The sequence below is a fragment of the Reichenbachiella sp. genome, from assembly GCF_039944555.1.
Classification (GTDB): domain Bacteria; phylum Bacteroidota; class Bacteroidia; order Cytophagales; family Cyclobacteriaceae; genus Reichenbachiella.
Window position 1 is genome coordinate 183,580 of sequence record NZ_JBDUYN010000006.1, and the last position, 23,337, is coordinate 206,916.

A 23,337-nucleotide genomic window follows, 5' to 3' on the forward strand; every position below is an offset into this window, starting at 1 on the left:
ATAATTATTTTTTAGAGTAATTCTGCCTTAAGCAAATGCTATTTTACGGATTATTTCCAATATTAAAAAATCCCTGTTTGGCAAATAGATCGTCTATAGTTTCAATGTCTTGTAATAGCCAATGAAGGCAACTTTTGGGTATCATTTTAAGGTCATTAATATTCATCCATCTCACCTCTTTCAAAATGGAATGTCCCTTTATTTCAGGGTCAAAACCTAACTGTAATCTACCACCGATTTGCTCCACTACAAAGAATAGCTCAATAGCATGCAAAGGGCTGGCAATAAATTCATTTACACCCAAAAACTCTCCGACTTTAACCCGTAATCCTACTTCTTCCTGAAATTCACGCATCAAAGCAGTGGCAACTTTTTCTCCTACCTCCACTCCGCCACCCGGAGGCAGCCACAACTCATCCTCAGCGTTCAGTCCGGAATGATCCACCAGAAGGACCTGATCTTCCTTCACCAAAAGGCCCATTACACGGATGCGTATCCTGTTTCCAAAAATACTTTTGATTTCTTCTGATCCCATTATCAGTGGTGGCTATACTTGCGGTAGATTAAACATATACAATTGCCATTACCCTCCGAAATATTACGAAACAAATTTGAACACGAGCCGACTGAAAGTCAATCCAGGGCATTCGTAGCTATTGATCAATTTGTCGCTGCCAGGACAACCAAACCTACCATGATACTGAAAGGATATGCCGGTACGGGTAAAACCTCTATAGTGGCTGCCCTGGTAAAAGTCCTCCCACTATTCAACTATAAATTTGTACTGCTCGCTCCTACAGGACGTGCCGCCAAGGTAATCAGTCAGTACGCCAAGAAAACGGCCTTTACCATACATAAACGAATATATAAGGCCAAGTCCAGTCAGGAATCGAGTGGCCCGGTGTTTAGCCAAACAAAAAATTACCAATCCAATACAATTTTTATTGTGGATGAGGCTTCTATGATCAGCTCTGAGGCTGATTATAATAACAAGAGTCTGTTGAATGACCTGATACAGTACGTTTTTGAAAAAGAAGGAAACAAGCTATTGCTTGTAGGAGACACCGCTCAGCTTCCACCTGTTCATCAGGAGAAAAGCATGGCCCTGGATCCCACGCATCTGGCCAACGTGTATCAGTTGAACATTGTCGAAAGTGTATTGACCGAAATCACCAGGCAGGCAGAAAATAGCGGTATTCTTTTAAATGCCACAGGCCTGCGAAACAGCTTGTTTCAAAAAGAAAAGAAGATTAAGTTCAATACCAAATCGCGTCCGGACATTTATCGTATGACGGGTGAAAGGTTGGAAGATGGATTGCGTTATGCACATGACAAATACGGGCTGGAGAATACCTTGATCATCTGCAGATCCAACAAGAACGCGGTGATGTACAATCATTATATCCGTAATACCTTATTCTACAAGGAGGATGAGCTGGATGCGGGTGACCTACTCATGATCTCCCGAAACAATTACAACTTCGCTACCGATCAGGTACCTTCAGGCTTTCTGGCCAATGGAGATTTTATAGAGATTCTGAAAATAAAAAAGTTCGAAGATTTGCACGGACTCAGATTCGCTGATGTAGAGATTAGATTGACAGATTACCCCGATGCTGAGCCATTTGAGGCGAAGATCATTCTGGATGGGCTACATAGCTATACCCCGGCTTTGACGCAGGAGCAAAATCAAAACTTATACAAAAGCGTCTTGATTGATTATGCAGATCTGACTCGAAAAAAACAAAAAGAGGCTATGAAGGAAGACAAATACCTAAATGCGCTACAGGTAAAATATGCCTATGCCCTGACGTGTCACAAAAGTCAGGGTGGTCAGTGGGATGCTGTTTTTGTAGATCAGGGCTATTTGGGCGATGCAGAATTGGACGATGATTTTATTCGATGGACATATACTGCCATCACCCGAGCAAAAAATGAACTTTTTCTGGTTAATTTTGACACCAAATTCTTTTAGAATTACGTTAAGTAAGAAAATTAATAAACTAGCGATGAAAAAATATTTATTAACACTGGTTGTACTTCTCTCTTTATCTATGGCTGCCTCGGCACAGGATGCCGAATTGCTTGACCCTACCCCTCCGGGACCATTTATTAAGTTTTCGGAAATGTCTCATGATTTTGGCGACATCGAGCAAGGTGACAGAGTGGAATACACTTTTGAGTTTACGAACACGGGCGATGCACCTGTTGTGATTTCCAACGTATTGACTACCTGTGGCTGTACAGCCTCCAGCTGGCCACGCGAGCCGATCGTACCCGGTGCATCGAGCAAAATCGAGGTGACTTTCAACAGCACAGGCAAAATCGGTCATCAAAACAAGGTGATCACCATCATGAGCAATGCAACCAACAACCCCGAAAGAGTTAAGATTGTAACGAACATTCTGCCCAAGGCGGATTCTTAAGTTACAGTTCCAAAATAAACCAAAGCCCTTGAAGTGTTCTTCAAGAGCTTTTTTAGTCTCATTTATTGGGATACTTACGGATGGAAAGGAAAATTAATGCCGTCATGCCGTTTGTCTTCCTTCTGATGGTTTCGGCTTATTCATCTTTTTCTTTACAATCGATGCCATCTACAAGTTCTGACAATAAAAAATGCTGGCACGGTGCTAATCACAGAATTTGAGTTGGTAAAAATTTTCTTTGGATAGTTATCCACATTTGATATTTGTCATGAAAAATGGAGGGGTTTTGGATTGTGAATCTCAATCTAGCTACACAGAGATGACATCTGCGCCAGTGGAAAGGGAACCTCTCAGCTCTCTTTTTTTTTATCCTACGTTTTACTTGAGATGTTTCCTTCGGTAGTGCTACTTGCTTTTCAATGCAAATGATGAAATCAAGGTCATCACCAATCCAATTGGAAAGACGGTACCAAACATCAACAAGCCACCAAGTGCAGGACTCAAAAAGAAATCCTCTCTATCATTAATAAATTTGATCTGAGTGGCCCGCTCACTTTCGGTCAAAGAAGTATCAGTCATTACTTTCGCTATAGAATGATCCAGGTACTGCTGAAGAAAATCAGGCATCAACCAGGCATACAACGCATAAGAGAAAATACCAAAAGCCAACGCGGCTACAAAATTGACAAAGGTGCCAAAAATAAAGGCTTGTTTAAAAGACAGTTCGCCTTCCAGCTCAGTTTTGTATTCCTTTATGCCAAAATAGATGGCGGTGAGAGCCAAAATCATGGCGGCATAACCAAGCACCTCACCATATTTATTTTCTGCCGGGGTTTCCCAGATAAACAATGGAATAACTACCATTGTACACATAACAGCTGAGGAGATGATTCCATACTTGAAGGCCAGATTTTTCATTGTTTTATCGTTTTGATTCAAGTCAAATGTATACTAATGAACAGAAATACAGCTCACCCAAAAGTATGAAATGACCATTATTCAACTATTTTCAGCAATTTGGCTTTGGCCAAAGCTTGCGTGCGGCGTTTCGCATGTAGTTTGAGATAAAGATTGCTGATGTGGGTTTTGACCGTATTGAGAGAGACAAAAAGCTTGTCTGCAATCTCCTGATTTGACAAGCCATTGTTCAACTCAACAAGCACTTCTATTTCGCGCTCACTCAAATTAATTTTCTTCCCATTTTCTACAGATACTTCGGAGGTTATTTGTGGCATTTTGTTAGGATTCGCAAGCTTGAATCCAGCCCAAATCCCCAAAGCCATAAAACAAAGCCCAATGGCTGCTGCATAATATTCAAATGACAGCACTCTTACAAGATGGAAATAGTCCAGGGCATTTAAAAAACTGAGTAGCAGCCCAATACTCAAACCGATTAGAATAGCGGATTTTTTCAAAATCTAGTAATCAAAAACCTATTCTATTATAGTCAACAGTAGCTCCCTCATCCAATATAGAGAACTGATTGCTATTTGGAAATATAAGCTTATAGTTCTCTGCATTTGCTTCAAGCTTAATATTGTTTTCAAAGTCGAGATTGAGTTCGAAATGACTACTGCCGGCTACATTGACCATCCAATAGATAAAATGATGATTAGACTCGTCATAGCTGATGACACTTTTCTTATAGAGTTTGTCGTTTCTGAAGAATTTCAGTTCCAATGAATGAGGGAAAAGCTCCACTATTTCGCAACGGCTATTGTTTGAACCATTATATAAGCCTGGTATCAAATCAAACAAGTAGTTTGTATTTTGAAGTGAATCAACCGCTGGGTAAACCTTTGTAGACAGTTGCAGTATGGTTTCAAAGTGCTTCTTACATTGGTCCGCTTTGGCAAACAAACTATCATTGGCAGCTGGAAAAGATACCTGAAGAAAGAATTCTTTGAAGGAAGGTTTTCCATTATACAGCTTTTGAATTCGTTTGGTCTTGCCGATCACATCTACATGCAATACTTTCCCTTTTACTATTCTTCCTTTGTTTGAATAGGCATGATCGATTCTCACGGAGGCCATATCCAACTCTTTTAAATTTACTATCCTATCAAAATAAACGTCTTTATCTGTTGCATTCGGGACATCGGAGCTGGCATTTTTTATATTGATTTCTTGATTTTCCGGATTATAGAAAAAGTTATTATTCCACCATTCTCCTGTACTTTTATTTTGATAGACATAGGCCAGATTTGTCTCCAGCCATTTAATAGATTCTTCGAATTGTTTCTTATCCTCGTCCGGCATTTGAGCCATTGCTGTATCAATGAAAACAAGCGAAACTATAAAAATGAGAATTTTGGCGGTGTGTTTTTTGCAATCCATAGCTATGGAATTAGTTAAATTATTTCCAGGGTAAATACAAAATCAAATATAGGCATGCACAATTAAACAGAGCGTTGGATTACGGATAAATCTATGATCGTAATTTTACAGAAGCTAATGGAAGACCAATAAATGTTTGTTATATGTTCAAACCTAAAAACCTATGCGACAACTTATTCTGGTTCTTGCCTTATTAGTTTATCATTTGGACTATGCACAGGTAGTACCCGTGCAGGGTGTGCCCCTAAACCCAATTGACCAGTCTATTTTTAGCCAGTGGGCCTCTGAAGTAGATAGCGAAACTTCAGGTTTAGTAATTGTGGGAAGTCCTTACTTGTTTGATGATTGGACCAAAGGCGAATTGACCACTATTAAGGGAGACCAATACACAGACGTGGACCTTAAACTTAACTTGTTCACCGATCAAATCATCTACAGAAATCCATTCACCAAGGACTCTACACTTATCCTCTCCAAATTTCTTACTTCTTATAAACTGCAGAATAAGGACACCGTATTTACCTTCTACTATATCCCACCGAAACCAGATCAGAAGAGCAAAGTGAGGTCAGGAGACTTTTATTTAATTCTTTTGGATGATAAAAACGCCCTATTGGGACGGCCAGATGTCAAAATAAAGCGGGCCACCAAAAACAGTATGATCAATAGTGATGGGAAAATCAAAGATCGCTTCAGTCGTACAAATGAGTTTTATCTCCGGGATGAAAGTGGTAAAATTTCAAGAATAAAGCTTTCAAAAAAGGCTTTCATTAAAGCTCTACAGGGTTTTCAAGAGGAACTAAAGGGGTATATAAAAGAAAATAAATCCGATTTATCCAACCCGAACCATTTAATTGCGGTGGTTAGCTATTACAACTCCTTGTTCTAAATAAAAAAAACCGAAGCGAGTGACTTCGGTTTTCAATAATTTGGCCCTAAAGCTTATTTGCCATCACTGACTATGGCTCCATCCTCAAGCCTGATGATGCGAGATCCGTATTCAGCACATTTTTCAGAATGTGTCACCTGAATAATGGTCATTCCCTCATCATTTAGCTTTTTGAATAGTTGCATAATTTCTTCGCCTTGCTCAGAGTGAAGGTTTCCTGTTGGCTCGTCTGCGAGCAATAGATTAGGTCCCCCGATTAATGCTCTGGCCACGCCAACCAGTTGTTGCTGCCCTCCGGAAAGCTGCTCCGGGAACAGGTCTCTTTTGGCAACCATCTGAAACCTGTCCAACATTTCAGCCACCATACTGGCCCTTTCTTTTCCTTTTACTCCTCTATAAAGAAGCGGCGTTTCTATGTTTTCATAAACGTTCAGTTCGTCGATGAGATGATAGGCCTGAAACACGAATCCGATGTACTCTTTGTGAAGTTTGGAAGTTTTCCTCTCACTGAATTTGTGCACGGGTTCGTCCAGAAAGTAATATTCTCCCTCCGATGGCTTATCAAGCATGCCTATGATATTGAGCAAGGTCGATTTACCCGAACCTGACGGCCCCATGATACTTACAAATTCACCCTGCTTGACCTCAAGATCTATGCCTTTGAGGATAAACAGGCGCTGAAACTTAGAATCGACGTACTTGTCTATGTCTTTTAGTTTGATCATTAGATTTTATTTTAAATAAGTTTTTGACTCTTTCTCAAATATAGAAATTATAGTCAGAAACGAACCCATGAAAAAAAATCATTTCTGGGCAATTCGATTGTATTGAATGGTCAAACTTCTGATTTTCATCACACCGCAAAGCGAGCCGCTTTCGCAAAACACATAAGCAACAGTAGGGCTACTCATACCTGAGTGAATCCACAGGATTGCCCAGAGCCGTCTTCACCGTCTGAATTCCGATGATTAATATAGAAACCAATAGAATACCGAGTACAGGAAGCACATACACCCAGTGGGAAACAGATGCCGCAAATGCAAATTCAGCCAGCCAGCTATCGAAGGCAAAGTAAGAAATCGGAATTCCTATGATTGCTGCCAAACCAACCAATAAGAGAACTTCAGAAGACAATATGTATATCAGATGAAAAATAGGGGCTCCAAGTGTTTTTCGTATGCCAATTTCCTTGATACGTTGTGCACAGTTGAAAACTGAAAGTCCCGCCAGACCCAATATTGCAATGAAAATGGAAAGGACTGAAAACAACAGTACAATCTTACCAAACTGCTGATCGGATTTGTACTGTTGGTTAAAACTATCGTCAGCAAAAAAATAGTCGAAAGGAACTCCTGCAAACACGGACTGCCAGGTCTCTTCTATCATTTGAACATCCTCATTTAAAGCTTTAGTATTGATTTTCACCGAAACATAAGAAAATTGGGAAGGATTGTAGCTGAAAATAATGGGTGATACTTCATCATGAAGTGATTTCTGATGCCAGTTTTTCATAACCCCAATGACCTCTCCTTCTTCATCATTTTGTCCGACAAAAGGAAAAATGACAAAGGCTCCAATGGCCTCTTCAGAAGTAGTAAACCCCAGATTACGCATGGCAGACTCGTTGATGAGTAGTTTTCTATTGTCAGTAATTTTATCCTGATTGAAGTTTCTTCCGCCTACAAGATCAATTCCATACAGATCTAAATAATTATGATCAATTTCTTGTAACTGATAGGCTCGCGCTTCTGCTAAGTCTGCACCCGACCTCCTGATGTATCCTCCCCATCCATGTGGACTAACGGATGGAATATATTCGGAAACAGATACATTTTCGATAGCCGGGCTGCTTTGCAGGTGTTGATTGAAAAGATTGATTTTTTGCTCCAACAAAGCTTCCCCTCCAACGGAATCGCCCTCGTAAATATTGGTTCCTTTGATAATCAGTGTTTGTTCCAGGTCAATCCCCAGATCTTTGTTCCGCATATATTCTATCTGATAGAAGATCACCGCTGTCCCTATCACAAGAATCACGGTAGAAGCAAATTGAAACACTACCAGCAATTTTCTAATTCCTTGCCCCTCTTTGGATTTCGTAAAGGAACCCTTCAATACCCGTATGGGATCAAATCCGGACAACACCAAGGCTGGATAAATACCACTAAGCAAGCTACCCGTGAAAAGCACACCGGTGAGCAGAAACCAAAACTGCGCGTTGGTCCACAGATCAAACGGAATATTCATTTCGGCAAAGGCATTGAATAGAGGCACAAAAAGCTGTACGAGTGACAAGGCAAGAACGATAGATATGAGATTCATTAAAAAAGCTTCCATTAAAAACTGAGTAATCAAGGAACTTCTGGACGCACCTGTAGTTTTTCTTACGCCAACTTCTTTTGCCCTTTGGATGCTTTTGGCAGTAGTCAGGTTGATATAGTTAATCCATGCTAGCAACAGCACAAAGACTGAAATCATGCCCAAATATTTCACTGTTTTTCCGTCGCCATTGACCCTGGCTTCGTCCTGAAAATTAGAATTCAAATGGATGGATTTCAGCGGTTGCAAATACAAGTCCTCTCGATATTGCGTGGCTTCAAAGTAATCGCCTTTGTACTCATCTATCATGGTGGGAAAACTGGCTTCCAGCTTTACAATATCTGCATTTTCCTGTATTTTCAAATAGACGAACACATTGTTCCAGCCCCAACTGTTCTCGAAGTGCCCTCCTCCAAGCGTTTGATAGGCGGTTAGGAAATCATATTGCAAATGAGAGTTTTTCGGAATATTTTCAAATACGCCTTCCACTTCAACCGGATCTGTTCCATTAACCAATAAGGTCTTCCCTACCGGATCTGTTTCCCCGAAGTACTTTTCAGCCATACGCTCTGAAATCAGAAAAGTGTTGGGTTCTTCAAGTAGTGTTTCACCATGGGCGCTGACTATCTTGACATCGAACAAGTCGAGAAATGATGGATCCACAAAGCACATTTTATCTTCATTGAACTCTCTTTTCCCAATCTTATCATCCTGTTGGGATAGGATCATTTTCCAAGGAAAAACTCTGGCATACTCTTCCACTTCAGGAAAACGCTCCTTTACCGTCGGTCCGACAATTGGATAACATCTGGCACTTTGAAATTGCATTTCTCCGGCATATGTTTGTCCCTCCACTCGGATTCTGAAAATCTGATCCGACAGTTTATGATAGCCATCAAAGCTTTTTTCAAAGGATACATATTGATAAATAACCAAGCTGGTGGCCATTCCAATTGCCAAACCTAGGATATTAATAATGGAGAAAAACTTATCTCGCTGGATCGTTCTAATTGCGATTTTGATATAATTATATAGCATCTATGAAATGATTATTCTTGTCTTAAGGCCTTAATAGGATTGTCATTGATGGATTTGATCAACCGCGTGATGACAGCTGATATCGAAATGGTGATAATCAGTACCAATGGCATCCAATAAATCCAGAGGCCCTTTTCTATTCTGAAAGTATAGTTATTTAACCAGGCATCTGTGAGGTACAGATATAATGGTACAGAGATCAAATAAGCGATCAATAGGATTTTTAGGTAGTTAGCTGTAAGCAGTCTGGTCAGGTCTATCACATGAGCACCGAGTACCTTCCTGATACCTATTTCTTTTACTTTTTGCCTTAGGGAAAAGCTAAACATACCGTACAAACCCAGGGCAGCAATAAAAATAGCGAGTAAGGCAAACATGCCAAAAACTTTACCCAAACGCTCATCTTCATGATATTGTTGATTGAACTTTTCGTCCAAAAAAGTATAATCCATAGGTGTGATGAAAGCCCGGTCCCAGGCTGCTTCTACAATTGCCATGGTTGATTTCAATTGTTCAAATTGCCGTTCTGGCGTCTGTTGTCTGTCAATATTCAATCTCACAAAATAGTATTCTGTCCAGTCACTTAAAATGTAGATGACCGGCTCAAAACCAGCATGCAGGGACTCATGATGGTAATCTTCAACTACACCGCGCACAATTACAGGAGCAAAAAATCCCGCAATCTCAGCTCCAACAGCATCTTCCGGCTTTTCAAAACCCAATCTTTTAGCCAGCTTCAGATTGATCACACAATCTTTCTTGCGCCATGGACTATCACCTGGTCGGTACCATCGGCCGGCGAGCAATTCAATGTCAAAGAATTCACGATAGTTCAAACCCATGGAGACCAAACCTGTATTGATACCGATGTTCTCCGAAGCATTTTTGAGTCTGACAGAGGTTGCTCTCCAGCTGATGGGTTCACCAGGTGCTTCACCTGCATTGGTGACCGCCCGGACGGCAGATTGATCTACCAAATCCGTTTTGAATAAGTTATAAGCCTGTTGACCTTCATCTTCCGAATTGTGAACATTGGCCGGAGGAGATTTGATAATAAGCGTATCATCTATATTGATACCCAAGTCGGCGGACTTCATAAAAGTAATCTGCTTGTATATGGTCACTGTACCTGCGACTAAAATGAAGGTAACAGTAAACTGCAACAGGATCATCATTTGCCGCAACTGTAGTCTGCCTATGGATCTAATTTTTCTACCCGTCAGTACGTCTGCGGTTTTCAGTACCTTCAGTAATGCCAGAGGGTATAGGCCTGTAATGACTGCACCAAACAAGACAGTGGCCAACAGTGCCATCAAAACAAGCGGCTGACTGAAAATAGCAATCTGTAAATCAGTCAATTGACTGACATATGGCGATCCCAACTGAGAGAGGGTCAGCGCCAGCACAAACGCTATTAGGTTGACCAGCAGCGCCTCCATGATAAACAAAGACGCCAACTGCTTGTTGTTAGCACCAAACACACGCCTGACACCAATTTCTCTCATTCGATCAAAGGCGCGGACCATGGCCAGGTTCAGATAATTAATCCAAGCGATGACCAGAATCAGAACAGTAATCCCTATCAATGCATAAATCAATGTAGCATCTGCGCCGGTCTTGAAGGAGTCGCTAACCTTAGAATAGAGATGGATATCCTTGATGGCTTCCAAATAGATTTCATATTCGTATCCCCGTTGGTCTTTTTTTGCCGTTACATTTTCATCTATCATTAGTTGAATGGCGGCGGCTACCTCCTCAGCCTCTTCCGGTTTTTTAAGCTTCAGATAGTTCATGGTGTTGAAGCGCTGCCAGTTGGCTGAGTTTTCATAGTACTTTTTGTGGGCATCAAAGGTCAAGAGCAAATCAAATTGCACATGTGTTTGGGTCGGCAAATCCCGAACGACACCTACCACCTCGTATTCATGGTCGCCCATGTTGCTCGCCAAGGTCAGCGTTTCACCCACAGGGTCATTCTGACCAAAATATTTAATGGCCGAACTTTCGGAGAGCACCATTTTATTGTTGCCCTCGAATGCAAGTGCGCTTCCATAAACAAAATCAAGCTCGAACAAATCGAAAACACTGGCGTCTACCAGATAAACTTTCTTTTCGCTGAACATGCTAATTTCGTCCTCATTCTTGTAGATCAGGCTATGGTTCATATAGCTGATGTTCCAGAATCTACCATAGGTCTCCACTTCGGGTAGTTGATCATTGGCCGTCGGGCCAATCAAGGTCGACAACGCCGCTGAGTGTGAATCTTCGATATCTCCTTGCCTGATGTGGCAAGACACACGGTATAGCTGATCTCCCTGGCCATAAAATGAATCGAAATTCAAGTGATAGTTGGCAAATTGCCAGATAATCAGACAAGCAGATAGAGCTACTGCCAATCCCAGTACATTGATGACCAAAAAGTCTTTGCTTTTGATCAACTGACGAAATACAATTTTTATATAAGCACTTACCATTTTCTAGATTTATTCTTGTCTCAATGATTTAACAGGATTTTCTGTAGCTGCGTGCAGCGTGTGCGAGGTGATAGTAATTAAAACAATTAGCAAATTACCGATCATGGCCAGGACAAAAATATCGAGCCCCAGTTCAGTTCGATAGGCAAAATTTTCCAGCCAATCCTGCATCAGAAAATAGGCTATAGGGCAGCCTATTAAGCTTGATACCAGAACGAGTTTTATAAACCCTGAGGAAATCAGGCTCAATACATGCCTTACTGATGCTCCAAGTGTTTTACGAATGGCAATTTCTTTTCTTTTCTGTTCTACGATAAACGACACCAGACCAACCACACCTAAACAGGAAACGAATATGGCGAGCCCGGCAAAGTATCGAATGACCTGTGACAGGTTCTCTTCCTTTTTATATTGTGCATCCAGGGTTTTATCCAAAAAGCTAAAGTCAAAGTCCCAGCCTGGGGCTTGCAGTTCCCATTCGTCCCGGATAAATGCAATGCTCTCCTGAATGTTTTCCGTATCTACCTTTACTGCTATATGCCCCCAATTGCTGAAAATAATGATGATAGGCTCAATTGTTTCATAGAGCGATCTGTAGTTAAAATCCTCTACCACCCCCACTACTTTTCCCTTGACCAGGGTTTTATTATCATTACCGCCTATCCATTGAACCTCTCGGCCAATTGGGTCTTCTGTCCATCCAAACCTCCTTTTTGCAGCCTCGTTTATAAGGAAAGCGCACCTTTCGTTGTCATTGTCGATATCAATGGACTTATCAAATTTTCGCCCTTCTAGCACGGAAATTTCAAATAGATCTGTGAAATTATCCCCTGTATAGAGCATACTGACAGAAATGGCTTCGTCGTCGTGAAAGCCTTGAGGTACTACGGAATTAGACCATACCGTGCCTCCCAGAATCTGCCCACGGTATACATCTTTTATCTTTCGGTTCGTCAGCAGTCTCTGCTTCAATACATTGAAATTCTTACCGGCATTCCCTTGATCGTTGATCGTGATGATCGCTTCCTTGTTGAAGCCCAAATCCTTATTTCTCAAGTAATCCAGCTGATTGCCAACTACGAGAATGGCAAGGATAAAAACAATGGAAATCACAAATTGAAACAGCACCAGTATTTTTCTGAGCGAAAGGCTTCCATTCCCTTTAAAATCATTTTTCAATGTTCTCACAGGCTGAAATGCAGATAAGAAAAAAGCAGGGTAAACACCAGCCAGAATACCAGTCAAGAAGGTGATTCCAAAGCTTCCTGTCAGAATCATTGGATTGGTCATAAAAGCCATAAAGGACAAATTCTTATCAGTGAAGTGATTGAACACTGGCCAGGCCAAATTGGCAATCAAATAGGCATGCAGCATGGCAATCAATGCGATAACCAAAGCCTCTCCTATAAATTGATAGATCAATTGAGTTCGTCGTGCGCCCATCACCTTTCTGATACCTACTTCCCTGGCCCGTTTTACAGATTTCGCTGTTGCCAGATTCATGAAGTTGATGGCTGCCACCATGAGGATGAGCATCGCAATAATGGTGAACACATACAATTGGCTTTTGCTTCCGCTAATACCGATCTCTCCCTTCATATCAGAATCAAGATGTATATCTGTCAATGGTTGAAGATCAAGCGTGGTCCTTTCCTGCTTCTCTCCGCGAAAGTGAGTATCAACAAATGTGGGCAGTTTGCCAGTCAACTGGTTGTGATCTACACCCGATTTGAGCTGTAGGTAAACTGCTGCCCCGGACCACATCCAATCCTCCTCAAAATCATAGTTGAAATTTCTAACCCATGTATCTCTTTGATATTCCATGGGAATCAAAAAGTCGAATTGCATATGAGAATTTTCCGGTACATGTTTGATTACGCCAGTGATTTCCAGATTGGTTCGTCCGTTATAATCTATGGTTTTACCCAAGGGAGATGTACTTCCAAAATATTTCCTGGCTGACTTTTCTGTAAGTACTAAACTATTTGGGTGAATCAGAGCAGTTGCCTCATTTCCTTCCAAAAACTCGAAGTCAAACACTTCAAAAAAGTTAGGATCAACCATAAAGATATCCTCCTCATAGTATTGTTGTTCCTGGTATTTCATTTTGATTTTCCCACCAATAATAGCACTAGGATAAATCCTTGTGACCTGCTCTATTTCGGGAAATTCCTGTAGCAAAAGTGGTTTCACCGGATGAGGGACTTTGGCATACTTCAAAAAATCATCAGGCCTATCTATTTCCTGTATCAATCTATAAATCCGATCCTTCTTACTGTGCCAGTTGTCATAGCTTGTTTCGTGCAAGACATAGTTGAGCACCATCTGACAGGCTGCAATACCCAGAGCCAAACCAAGTACATTAATGGTGGTATAGAGTTTATTCCTGACTAGATTTCGAAAAGCAACTTTGATAAAATTCTTGATCATGATCATTCTATTTTCGCATCACAAGTCCAAAACAAGGCCAAACTCCTATATACCTCATTATAAGCTATTTACAAAAATTGACTTATAAAAATAAGCTACAACTGTTTCATATTGAAACACGGACTTGTTTCAATATGAAACATTTAATTGATTTGCTTTAATTCTAATACTCAAATATGAGCAAGCTAAGTGGTAGGATATTAATAGTTGATGACGACAAGGACGTACTTTTTACGGCTCAATTGGCCCTAAAGTCAAAGTTCAAGGATATTAGAACGGAAGCCGACCCCAAGCGTATTCTGAACGTGATTGAGTCCTGGCACCCGGATGTGATCTTCCTGGACATGAATTTTGCCAAAGGAGCCACTACCGGTCAGGAAGGACTTTTTTGGTTAAGGGAAATCATATCGAAATTTCCTGAATCTCATGTTATCCTAAATACAGCCTACGGCGATATTCAGTTGGCGGTAGAAGCTATGAAATTGGGCGCGATTGATTTTCTGGTAAAGCCCTGGGAAAAGGAGAAACTACTAGCCACAGCAATCAACACCTACCAACTAAGAAAATCAAGAAAAGAGGTCAATGAACTTCGTGAAAAGCAAAGCGAATTAAATAGAATCATCGGGTCGGCCACGCCTCTGATATTTGCCTCAATTGCCATGGAAAAAGTGATCCAGACGGCTAATAAAGTCGCCAAGACAGATGCCTCCGTGCTGATCCTGGGTGCTAACGGAACAGGTAAGGAGCTCATTGCCAAACAAATTCACCAGCAGTCCAATCGTGCCAATCAACCTTTTATTAAAGTTGATTTGGGTGCCCTGGCTGAGAGTTTATTTGAATCAGAACTCTTCGGTCACAAAAAAGGAGCATTTACTGATGCACATACCGACAAAAAAGGGAAATTCGAACTGGCAGATGGCGGCACCATTTTTCTCGATGAGATGGCCAACATCTCTCCTTCGCAGCAGGCTAAGCTTCTTTCTGTCATCCAAAATCGTGAGATTCATCCGCTGGGTGGCGAACATTCCGTTCAAGTCGATATTCGACTGATCTGTGCTACCAATGCAAACCTGGACCTGATGGTAGAAAAAGAAGAGTTTCGCCAGGATCTGCAATTCAGGATCAATACCATTACCATCAATATTCCTGATCTAAGTGAGCGAAAAGAGGATGTGGAGCCCATTGCTAATCACTACCTGCAGTTATATAGTAAAAAGTACAACAAGCCGAATATAGAATTTTCTTCATCTGCCCATGGAATGATGAAAGATTATCCCTGGCCGGGAAATGTGCGCGAACTTCAGCACACCATAGAGCGAGCCATTATCCTCACAGATCAGTTGATCATTGAAGCAGAAGATCTTGCACTCAAAGAAGTATCAACAGATACCTATGAAAGCCCTGTGCACAAATCTGATTGGGAGATCAAAGCCATCAAAAAAGCAGTCACTGAGCATCAGGGAAATTTATCGAAAGCCGCTGCATCTCTTGGCATGGGGAGAACCACGCTTTACAGAAAAATAAAAAAATATCAACTAGCCCTCTAGATTTTGACTTCAAGAATTTCTATCATACTTCGTTTGGTCTTCATTTTTATCACGGGATTTGGGGCTGCTTATCTGATCACACAAACCGAATTTTGGTTACTCGGCATTTGGGGTGTGTTTTTCTTTTTTCTCGGTGTGTTCAATCTGATACGATATATCGAACGATCGAAAAAGGAACTTTTCAACTTTCTAGAGGCTATCAGACAAGGCGACTTTTCTCAAGGGTCCATATCCGGTAGACACGATAGCAAGTTCAATTTCAATTTGCTCTATAGAGACATAGCACAAATTTTTCATCAACTAAACAGTAAACGGGCTTCAGAACACTTGCTGCTTCAGACTGTAATGGAACATATCAGCATTGCCATTGTTGTATTTGATGAAAATGGAAATGTAGAAATAAGTAACCAGGCTACACGGGACCTTTTTCACATTCCCCATTTTAGGAAAGTCAAGAGACTTTTCCAGGATCACCCTGAGCTTGAAGAAAAAGTATCAGATCACACGGTGGTCAACTTTGCTTACAAGATGACGCTAAATGGTAATTTGACCACGCTGGCTATTAAAAAATCTTATTTCAATATTAAAACCTCCTCTTTTACCATCGTCTCTTTTCAAGACATCAGACAGGAACTGGAAGAGAAAGAATTGGAGTCCTGGCAAAAATTGATTCGAGTACTCACTCATGAAATCATGAACACAGCCATTCCGATTGCGACGCTGGCCAGCGTCATTTCGCAAATGATGATTGATGAAAACGATAAGATTCATGATATTATAAGTGATGAATCCAAAAAGGATATTTTCAAGGGGTTGAAAACGATAGAAAATCGAAGTCAGGGATTAACGCAATTCGTGGAGTCGTATAAACATCTGACTCAGCTAAAACCGCTTAAAATCAAAAAAATCAACCTTAATGATCTGATTAATGATAGTGTCATACTGCTAAGCGCTACCCTGGAAGCGCAAAACATAGAGTTAAACTATAAGCAAAATGAACTTTATTTTCAGGCTGATGGAGAGCTATTCTCACAGGTCATTCTCAATCTAATGCTTAATGCCATACAGGCCTTCGACGGTGTAGAAAATGGTCAAATAAGCGTCCATTCGTCTACTTCCAATCATCGGACCCAAGTGGTCGTAGAAGACAACGGCTGCGGAATAGCTCCAGACGTCCTTGACGACATATTCGTGCCTTTTTTTACCACCAAAAAAGAAGGTTCAGGAATAGGACTGAGTTTATCACGACAAATAGTCCGCATGCATCAGGGCAAAATAACTGTGAAAAGTATGCTTGGAAAGGGAACCAAAGTAACGATAGAGATCTAAATACCACGAGTATTGACACTTACTTCAACCGGTTTTGGATACTGAAGCAGTTTGGTGAAATTCTCTTTCCAAAAATCCATATCCAAAAGTTCTCCTTTGCTATTTTGTGTCAACGTGATTAATACGCGAATACCATCTTGGTCATGGTACTCGACCTGCACGATATCACCGGCATAATCGCCCGAATCACCCAGTGTAAAGTTGATACTTCCCATTACTCCCCCTTCATATTCATCCACTTCCTTCGGAAAACTGTATTCGTCGGGGTTCTTTTTGCCCAATACCAGTAGATGTTTGGCCAATATGATTTCCTCTTCTCTTATTTTTCTAATTTGGCTCATAAGTCTCGAATGATTTCCAATAGACGATGGATAGAAGTCCCCTCTTTTGATTGAAGTTTCCAGACCAGTACATTTTCTTTGAGTTCGACCTCGATGGTCATTCCATCTGAGCGAAGACCATATCCCTTGCGCTCGAGTGCTTTCTGTACCCACGAAACACATTTGTCTTCCCCCGTCAGATGAAAGTAACGGGACGGTGTATGCTTCATTCTCACCTGCCCGGTTCGGCTGTCCAAAACAAATTCCTCATGAAAAAATACTTTCTCAATCTCCCCTTTCAACCCCAGGTCTTCCGGAGCTCCTGTGATAATCGGCTGATTAAAATTCATCAGCCAAAGCTCGTCGGCAAACTGCATGGATAAGTCCAATTCATGCGTTGATATCAAAATAGATTTTCCGGTTTCCTCTTTAATGGTCTCAAGTAACTGAAACATTTCGACGCGGTTTACTACATCCAGGTGTGCGGTAGGTTCGTCCATTAGGATAATTTCCGTATCCTGGGCCAAAACCCTGGCGACCATGGCTTTCTGAAACTGCCCATCGCTGATAGCTGATAATCTGGCATTTTCTATATAATTGATCTTACATCTGGAAATAGCCTCTTCTATTTTCTCTGTGTCTTCTACAGATTCCTTTCCTATCCAGTTGGTATAGGGATAGCGTCCGAGTGCCACCAACTCACGAACTGTCATATTAGACATACCGATTTTTTCGGTAGTGATAATTCCTAAGCGAGTGGCGAGTTCCCGACGATCCAGCCTTTTTATGTCTTTATCATCAAGTTTGATTTCGCCGGCCAAAGGCTCTTGCAAGTTTGAAAGCGTCCGCAACAAGGTAGACTTTCCTACTCCATTTTGTCCAAGCAAACAGACCAACTGACCACCAGCCAGGGTCAGATCAATTTCCCTGGCAATTTCTTTAGTCCCATACCCAATATTCAGCCCTATGATCTTTAGCGTTGTCATCTAGAAGCTGTTTGAGATGTTACCTCGTTTGACGATTAACCAAATAACCAAAGGCCCGCCCAATATTGACGTGATGGCATTTAATGGCAGAGAATGAGAGAATCCGGGCATCCGTGAAATAATATCACAAAACATTAGAATAATTGCTCCCAGGAACCCCACAAATGGGATAAGTAATCGATGGTCTGAAGTATCCAAAATCATACGGGCAATATGTGGTGTGGCTAACCCAACAAAAGCAATAGGACCGCAGTAAGCTGTAACCGTTCCTGATAGCAATGCCGTAATGCTGATAACACCGTATTTGGCCAACGTCATGTTTAGGCCTGCGTTCTTCGCATACTGATTGCCCAACAAAAATATATTTAGAGGCTTGATCAGAAATACGGATCCTAGCCAGCCTATGACTATAGGAGGAAACAAGATCTGTAGTTCGTTGACTGTTACACTACCTAAATCTCCGAATGTCCAAATCAAATACGACTGGACGTCTTCAGGATTGCTAAAAAACTGAAGAATGCTCACAATGGCGCTGGTGGCACTACTAAACATCAAGCCAATGATAAGCAGTGAGGTGTTGTCTCTGACTTTGGCTGAAAAAAATAAAACCACTGCAAAAACCAGGAATGAGCCAATAATAGCGCCCACTGCCATAGAAAAACCGGAGGTAAACTGAAGGCCAAACAATAGCCAAAGGGATTCTCCAAATACCACAAGAGCCACACCCAGACTGGCACCAGCACTGATTCCCAGCACATACGGTCCGGCCAGTGGGTTTCGAAAGAAGGTCTGCATATACAGCCCACTTAACCCTAGTGCGCTACCGGCTAGCACACCAGCGACTGCCCTCGGCAACCTGTAGTTGAATACAATCCGTTCCCAGGCAGGATGTTCCACAGCGTGTCCCATTAGTATGTTCCAAATGGCCTCCAAAGGAATAAGAACAGAGCCAAACATCACGTCCAATAAGAATGTGATAACAAAGATGGCAATCAGTATGACAAGAGGTCTATTCAAAACAGGGAATGGAGATTTTTACGAAATTACAAGAAAAGATTAGCCTATTCCAACTTCATATAATAATAGAGTTCATAATCTGGCAATAACTCCGGATGCAAAATCTTAATAAGATCTGCCAACAATTTGTCAGGATTGACATTGCCTGACTCAAAGTAGTCATTGGCGCCATTTTCGTTGACCCGGGCCATATAGGCGTACACATTTCCTTTTTTGAAGGCCTCAAACTCCGCATATCGCGCGTCAGACTCTAACAGTTGACCTAATGAGCTGTAACTGGCTACCCCAATCCAATAGTCGGCATCATACCCTTGTTCGAACACAGATTCAAAATCCATGCTTAACCAACCGGTACTTTGGTCCTCTTTCCATAAATAATTCCCTCCTGCAGCCGCTAGAATATTCGCTCCGTAGTTGTCGCCGGCCGGCATAAACCAGGTGCCTCCGTACAATGTTCCTGTAATGACTGCTGGCCCTTCTTTCCCTTTTACAAGTTGCGCCAATGAATCATAAGCGATCACCTTTTCGTCAAATATGCGTGTAGCGATATCTTCTGTTCCCGTGAGGTGGCCAAGAAATTTAATCCACTCATAGCGACCTAGCACGGTTGTCTCCATGTATCCGGCATTCATGACTACGTTTACACCCAATTCGCGCAATTTTTCCAGCTGCCTGTTTTCATTACCCGAACTAAAGGCCAAAACTATATCGGGATTTAAGTTTAAAATGCTTTCTATGTCCAAACTACCGTCCGGTCCCACTTCTTTCACGATTCCATTGTCCACCTTCTCAATAAATGCTGGAGAGTAAATAAACTGAGTCTGGGCAAAACCAATCAGCCTGTCAGATACACCTAGCTCCTCCATAAGTGCCAGCTGCGTCGTCAGGTTACAAACAATGGTCCGAACCGGGACTTTAATCTTAACATATGAGTTATCGTCAACAAAAACATTCGGGATAGAATCCTTGTACAGTAGGTATTTGATGGGTTCTTTACTACCCTGCCAGGGTTTGTCAATGGTAATCAACTTGACACCCTCCTTATATTCTATTTGGAATCGCTCGGCAAAAAGAATACCGCCTGAAGGCTTATAAGCCTTAATTGGTGCTTTTTTGGGGCTACTTGTACAGCCTACCAGAAAAAATAGCCATAAAAAAAAGGATAGGTATCTATTCATCGCGCAAATAAACACTTATCCTTTTAGAAAATAATACTGCAGGCCTATAATCTGATCAAGGTAGAACCAGCTTCCATGGTAGCATAGTTCTTGATTGATTCATAATCTTCGTTCGGCAGATGATCTATGGCTCTTCCTGCATTTGGGATTTTATGACCATTTTCAGCATTCCACCATTCTCCAGCCAATACCTTGGTTTCTTCATGATCTACGTCAAAATGCTTAATGCAAGTATCGCAAGTCATCCAGGTCTGATCTTTTTCAGCCGTTTTTTCGAAGATGATACCTCTCATTTTAGTGGCATTTTCATCCTTGTCCTTGAAATGTTGAGTAGTATAAGACATCGTCTCAGGTTCAACCATCTTATGATCCCAATAAGTTTTACTGGTAATTACCTGGGATGTAGTCAATGCATACCCCTCGTTTCTTTCCATGTGTGATTTACACACGCTACACTGGGTAGCTTTCTTCCCTTTTTTTTCTTTTTTAAACAGCCCTAATAATCCCATGATAGTCGAGTTTTGATCTTTGGTTCTTTATGATTTCTTCTTTAAAGACGTGAAACGGTCGTTACGGTTTCACAACTATAAGATGATGGTCTTCTACATTTAGTTGCATAAAAAGTAAATTTATTACTAATTATTTTCATCGACTACTATAAACCTGTTCTTTATATTCAGGGTTCTTATTGATGACTGACGGCTACTTGCGGCCACCAAATAACAACAATTGTACTCAATCGATGAATAACCGCATTTCTTCTTTATTGTTTCCGATCCTCGATTATTTACCTAGATTTGCGGCAATTATTGGTTTCTGAAGGAATACGTTCTGGATGAATTAAAAGGGAATTTGGTGATGTGCACCGCACAAACTCCAAAGCTGTTCCCGCAACTGTAATTCGAAGACGTCATCATTCAAGATGATTTCAATTTTGATCCCTTAAGCCACTGTGACTTTCATCGGTCATGGGAAGGCCAATCAAAATAATCGAAGAGCCAGGAGACCTGCCGATAATTACTATTTATCTGAGCTTTCGGGAGAAAAGTGAAGTGAACTGCGGCATGAATCATTCTGCTATTCCCTTTTTCTAACAAAGGCTCATAGTTTTTTTAACCATTTAAAAATTTACTATGAGAGTCTTAAAAATTAATCTCAAAAATTTGTGCGTCATTGGAGCATTTCTGATGACTGGATTTTGGGCAAGCGCCCAAGAAGAAGAATTGTCCACCATATCACTAGATGAAGTGGTGGTAACAGGTACCAAATTTGAAATCCCTGTTGAAAAGTCCGGAAAGAGCATTTACAAGTTAACTGCTAAGGATATAGAACAAAACGCAGGCAAATCTGTAGCCGATTTACTCAATGAGGTGCCTGGGATACAAATGGATGGCAACTTTGGAGCTCCGGGTACAAACATCAGTTACTTTGTACGGGGCGGGCGAAATAAAAACACATTGATACTTGTTGATGGTGTACCGTTAAATGACCCGTCTGGCATTGATGCTTCTTTCGATCTCAGATTTCTACCTGTTGGCCAAATAGAGTCTATAGAAGTACTAAAAGGCGGATTGAGCACTTTGTACGGAACCGGGGCCTCGGCTGCGGTAATAAATATCAAATTGAAAGAAGCTGCATCCGATGGCACCCACGGACAAGTTGATTATAGTTTTGGTTCTTATAAAACCCATCAACTTTCTGCCAATGTCAATGGTACACAAGACAAACTAAGTTATGCCGTAAGCGGGGGCTTTATGGATGCTGAGGGTTTTTCAGCTGCATCCGATGAGAACTCAACTGTCGACTTTCAAAAGGATGGCATGAATCAAAAGAACGGGGCACTTAAATTAGGACTGCAGGTCACTGACCAATTGAACTTGGGATTTAATGCCGGTTACAATGAATTTTCTGCTGATTATGATGGGTCTGCGTTTGTCGATGCCGAAAATCAAAATAATAGTAACCAGTTTAGAGTTGGCATTACTCCTACTTACAATTACGGCTCTGGAAATGTAAAAGTAAACTTGCTCCTGAATACCGGTACAAGGGAATTCATAAGTTCATTCCCTTCAGAATACAAATCGAAAAACTTGCAGACCGAAATCACTCACGAGCATCAAGTTACAGAACAAATAAAAACATTGATAGGCGTAAATTATCAAAAACTGTCTGCCAAACAAGTCGTTGAGCCCGACACCGGCTATGATGATTTTAATCTGGTAGACCCTTTTGCTTCAGTTTTTTTCGATCATAGTTCAGGGTTCAATGTGCATGCCGGAGTAAGACTTAATACGCACAGCGAATACGGTTCTGAGTTTGTATATAATATCAATCCATCGTACCAGCTATTTATTGATCAAGATGTAACCATTAAATTACTCGGATCTATTTCAACCAGTTATATCACACCAAGTCTTTATCAACTTTATTCCATTTATGGGAATACTGATTTGAAGCCTGAAACGTCGACCAACTATGAAGGTGGCCTTTCATTCTACCTGGGAAAATCTCTTGAGCTAAACACTGTCTACTTCAGAAGAGATGAAAACGATCCAATTCAATTTGAGAGTCTTTTTGATTCAGATGGCAATTGGATAGGTGGCATTTATAATAATACCACTAGTGAACGTGTAGTAAAAGGCTTAGAAGTGGATGCAAGATGGTCCGTCAACGAAAAAATAAACTTACGTACCAATTATGCATACGTAACCACCGATGACGAAACCACCTTTTATCGAATCCCAAATGTAAAACTTGGTGCTAGCGTAACGATGGCTTTAATTGAAAGCCTGGATGTGTCTTTGAAATACAATTATACCGGAGAAAGAACAATTTTTGATTTTGGATCTTTTTCAGAGATAGATCTGAAAGCCTACAGCCTGGTAGATCTCTTTGCTAATTACAAGTTAATGGATCAGAACCTATCAATCTATGGCGGAATCAACAACATCTTGGATGAAGATTTTGATGGTATCTACGGCTTTACCAGTAGGGGAAGAAATACCACAGTTGGTTTAAATTATAAATTTTAAATATGTGCTGTCTCAGAATTA

The 23,337-nt window shown here is 41.1% G+C and carries 19 protein-coding genes and 1 riboswitch; of the genes, 6 read left to right on the forward strand and 13 right to left on the reverse strand.

Annotated elements, in window-relative coordinates; translation table 11 throughout:
- Positions 1 to 43: 43 nt before the first annotated feature.
- Positions 44 to 535, reverse strand: a complete 492-nt coding sequence (locus ABJD64_RS05545) for an NUDIX hydrolase (RefSeq protein WP_348179627.1) — start codon at positions 533 to 535, stop codon at positions 44 to 46.
- Positions 536 to 577: 42 nt separating this feature from the next.
- On the opposite strand from ABJD64_RS05545, the gene ABJD64_RS05550 reads away from it, so the two are divergent.
- Together ABJD64_RS05550 and ABJD64_RS05555 are read left to right on the forward strand one after the other, a co-directional pair.
- Positions 578 to 1,975 (forward strand): AAA family ATPase, encoded by a 1,398-nt coding sequence (locus ABJD64_RS05550; RefSeq protein WP_348179628.1) that lies wholly within the window; start codon positions 578 to 580, stop codon positions 1,973 to 1,975.
- A 34-nt stretch (positions 1,976 to 2,009) separates the two neighbouring features.
- On the forward strand, positions 2,010 to 2,426 hold the full coding sequence (locus ABJD64_RS05555) for a DUF1573 domain-containing protein (protein ID WP_348179629.1): 417 nt from the start codon (positions 2,010 to 2,012) through the stop codon (positions 2,424 to 2,426).
- Between the two features lie 405 nt (positions 2,427 to 2,831).
- Here ABJD64_RS05555 and ABJD64_RS05560 read toward each other — a convergent pair whose 3' ends face one another.
- From ABJD64_RS05560 to ABJD64_RS05570, 3 genes are all read right to left on the reverse strand, one after another.
- The gene (locus ABJD64_RS05560) at positions 2,832 to 3,344 is read right to left on the reverse strand and encodes a DUF4199 domain-containing protein (RefSeq protein ID WP_348179630.1); all 513 of its coding nucleotides are present in this window, start codon (positions 3,342 to 3,344) and stop codon (positions 2,832 to 2,834) included.
- A 77-nt stretch (positions 3,345 to 3,421) separates the two neighbouring features.
- Positions 3,422 to 3,841, reverse strand: coding sequence for a response regulator transcription factor (locus ABJD64_RS05565; protein ID WP_348179631.1), 420 nt, complete (start codon positions 3,839 to 3,841; stop codon positions 3,422 to 3,424).
- 10 nt (positions 3,842 to 3,851) lie between these two features.
- On the reverse strand, positions 3,852 to 4,763 hold the full coding sequence (locus ABJD64_RS05570) for a hypothetical protein (RefSeq protein WP_348179632.1): 912 nt from the start codon (positions 4,761 to 4,763) through the stop codon (positions 3,852 to 3,854).
- A gap of 163 nt (positions 4,764 to 4,926) precedes the next feature.
- Between ABJD64_RS05570 and ABJD64_RS05575 the strand changes: the two genes are divergently transcribed.
- Positions 4,927 to 5,652 (forward strand): hypothetical protein, encoded by a 726-nt coding sequence (locus ABJD64_RS05575; protein ID WP_348179633.1) that lies wholly within the window; start codon positions 4,927 to 4,929, stop codon positions 5,650 to 5,652.
- A gap of 53 nt (positions 5,653 to 5,705) precedes the next feature.
- On the opposite strand, the gene ABJD64_RS05580 is transcribed toward ABJD64_RS05575, so the two are convergent.
- From ABJD64_RS05580 to ABJD64_RS05595, 4 genes are all read right to left on the reverse strand, one after another.
- Positions 5,706 to 6,377 carry an ABC transporter ATP-binding protein gene (locus ABJD64_RS05580; RefSeq protein WP_348179634.1) on the reverse strand — a complete coding sequence of 224 codons (672 nt, stop codon included), beginning with the start codon at positions 6,375 to 6,377 and terminating at the stop codon, positions 5,706 to 5,708.
- A gap of 178 nt (positions 6,378 to 6,555) precedes the next feature.
- Entirely contained in the window at positions 6,556 to 9,006 is a 2,451-nt protein-coding gene (locus ABJD64_RS05585; RefSeq protein ID WP_348179635.1) for an ABC transporter permease, read from the reverse strand.
- Positions 9,007 to 9,017: 11 nt separating this feature from the next.
- Positions 9,018 to 11,441, reverse strand: coding sequence for an FtsX-like permease family protein (locus tag ABJD64_RS05590; protein WP_348208194.1), 2,424 nt, complete (start codon positions 11,439 to 11,441; stop codon positions 9,018 to 9,020).
- 45 nt (positions 11,442 to 11,486) lie between these two features.
- Positions 11,487 to 13,907 (reverse strand): ABC transporter permease, encoded by a 2,421-nt coding sequence (locus ABJD64_RS05595; protein ID WP_348179637.1) that lies wholly within the window; start codon positions 13,905 to 13,907, stop codon positions 11,487 to 11,489.
- Between the two features lie 176 nt (positions 13,908 to 14,083).
- On the opposite strand from ABJD64_RS05595, the gene ABJD64_RS05600 reads away from it, so the two are divergent.
- Positions 14,084 to 15,454, forward strand: a complete 1,371-nt coding sequence (locus ABJD64_RS05600) for a sigma-54 dependent transcriptional regulator (protein WP_348179638.1) — start codon at positions 14,084 to 14,086, stop codon at positions 15,452 to 15,454.
- 3 nt (positions 15,455 to 15,457) lie between these two features.
- Entirely contained in the window at positions 15,458 to 16,783 is a 1,326-nt protein-coding gene (locus ABJD64_RS05605) for an ATP-binding protein (RefSeq protein WP_348179639.1), read from the forward strand.
- Here the strand turns inward: ABJD64_RS05605 and ABJD64_RS05610 are convergent.
- Genes ABJD64_RS05610 through ABJD64_RS05630 form a run of 5 tightly spaced genes read right to left on the reverse strand, consistent with a single transcriptional unit; the run spans position 16,780 to position 20,793 of the window.
- A complete protein-coding gene (locus tag ABJD64_RS05610) occupies positions 16,780 to 17,124 on the reverse strand; it encodes a hypothetical protein (RefSeq protein ID WP_348179640.1) in 345 nt (114 codons plus the stop codon). The two genes, ABJD64_RS05605 and ABJD64_RS05610, sit on opposite strands and share 4 nt — an antisense overlap.
- Positions 17,121 to 18,089 (reverse strand): ABC transporter ATP-binding protein, encoded by a 969-nt coding sequence (locus tag ABJD64_RS05615; protein ID WP_348179641.1) that lies wholly within the window; start codon positions 18,087 to 18,089, stop codon positions 17,121 to 17,123. Before ABJD64_RS05615 ends, ABJD64_RS05610 begins: the two co-directional genes overlap by 4 nt.
- Positions 18,090 to 19,106, reverse strand: coding sequence for an iron ABC transporter permease (locus ABJD64_RS05620; protein ID WP_348179642.1), 1,017 nt, complete (start codon positions 19,104 to 19,106; stop codon positions 18,090 to 18,092).
- Positions 19,107 to 19,150: 44 nt separating this feature from the next.
- On the reverse strand, positions 19,151 to 20,284 hold the full coding sequence (locus ABJD64_RS05625; RefSeq protein ID WP_348179643.1) for an ABC transporter substrate-binding protein: 1,134 nt from the start codon (positions 20,282 to 20,284) through the stop codon (positions 19,151 to 19,153).
- A gap of 44 nt (positions 20,285 to 20,328) precedes the next feature.
- On the reverse strand, positions 20,329 to 20,793 hold the full coding sequence (locus ABJD64_RS05630) for a hypothetical protein (protein ID WP_348179644.1): 465 nt from the start codon (positions 20,791 to 20,793) through the stop codon (positions 20,329 to 20,331).
- A 284-nt stretch (positions 20,794 to 21,077) separates the two neighbouring features.
- Positions 21,078 to 21,314, forward strand: a riboswitch (cobalamin riboswitch).
- Between the two features lie 103 nt (positions 21,315 to 21,417).
- Here ABJD64_RS05630 and ABJD64_RS05635 point away from each other — a divergent pair.
- Positions 21,418 to 23,316: a TonB-dependent receptor gene (locus ABJD64_RS05635; RefSeq protein ID WP_348179645.1), complete on the forward strand. Its 1,899-nt coding sequence runs from the start codon at positions 21,418 to 21,420 to the stop codon at positions 23,314 to 23,316.
- Positions 23,317 to 23,337: the final 21 nt, after the last annotated feature.

Coding starts and splice junctions, on each gene's coding strand:
- ABJD64_RS05575 (WP_348179633.1), top strand. CDS start 4,927: ATGCGACAACTTATTCTGGTTCTTGCCTTATTAGTTTATCATTTGGAC.
- ABJD64_RS05595 (WP_348179637.1), bottom strand. CDS start 13,907: ATGATCAAGAATTTTATCAAAGTTGCTTTTCGAAATCTAGTCAGGAAT.
- ABJD64_RS05545 (WP_348179627.1), bottom strand. CDS start 535: ATGGGATCAGAAGAAATCAAAAGTATTTTTGGAAACAGGATACGCATC.
- ABJD64_RS05580 (WP_348179634.1), bottom strand. CDS start 6,377: ATGATCAAACTAAAAGACATAGACAAGTACGTCGATTCTAAGTTTCAG.
- ABJD64_RS05610 (WP_348179640.1), bottom strand. CDS start 17,124: ATGAGCCAAATTAGAAAAATAAGAGAAGAGGAAATCATATTGGCCAAA.
- ABJD64_RS05635 (WP_348179645.1), top strand. CDS start 21,418: ATGAGAGTCTTAAAAATTAATCTCAAAAATTTGTGCGTCATTGGAGCA.
- ABJD64_RS05630 (WP_348179644.1), bottom strand. CDS start 20,793: ATGGGATTATTAGGGCTGTTTAAAAAAGAAAAAAAAGGGAAGAAAGCT.
- ABJD64_RS05600 (WP_348179638.1), top strand. CDS start 14,084: ATGAGCAAGCTAAGTGGTAGGATATTAATAGTTGATGACGACAAGGAC.
- ABJD64_RS05615 (WP_348179641.1), bottom strand. CDS start 18,089: ATGACAACGCTAAAGATCATAGGGCTGAATATTGGGTATGGGACTAAA.
- ABJD64_RS05560 (WP_348179630.1), bottom strand. CDS start 3,344: ATGAAAAATCTGGCCTTCAAGTATGGAATCATCTCCTCAGCTGTTATG.
- ABJD64_RS05625 (WP_348179643.1), bottom strand. CDS start 20,284: ATGAATAGATACCTATCCTTTTTTTTATGGCTATTTTTTCTGGTAGGC.
- ABJD64_RS05570 (WP_348179632.1), bottom strand. CDS start 4,763: ATGGATTGCAAAAAACACACCGCCAAAATTCTCATTTTTATAGTTTCG.
- ABJD64_RS05585 (WP_348179635.1), bottom strand. CDS start 9,006: ATGCTATATAATTATATCAAAATCGCAATTAGAACGATCCAGCGAGAT.
- ABJD64_RS05555 (WP_348179629.1), top strand. CDS start 2,010: ATGAAAAAATATTTATTAACACTGGTTGTACTTCTCTCTTTATCTATG.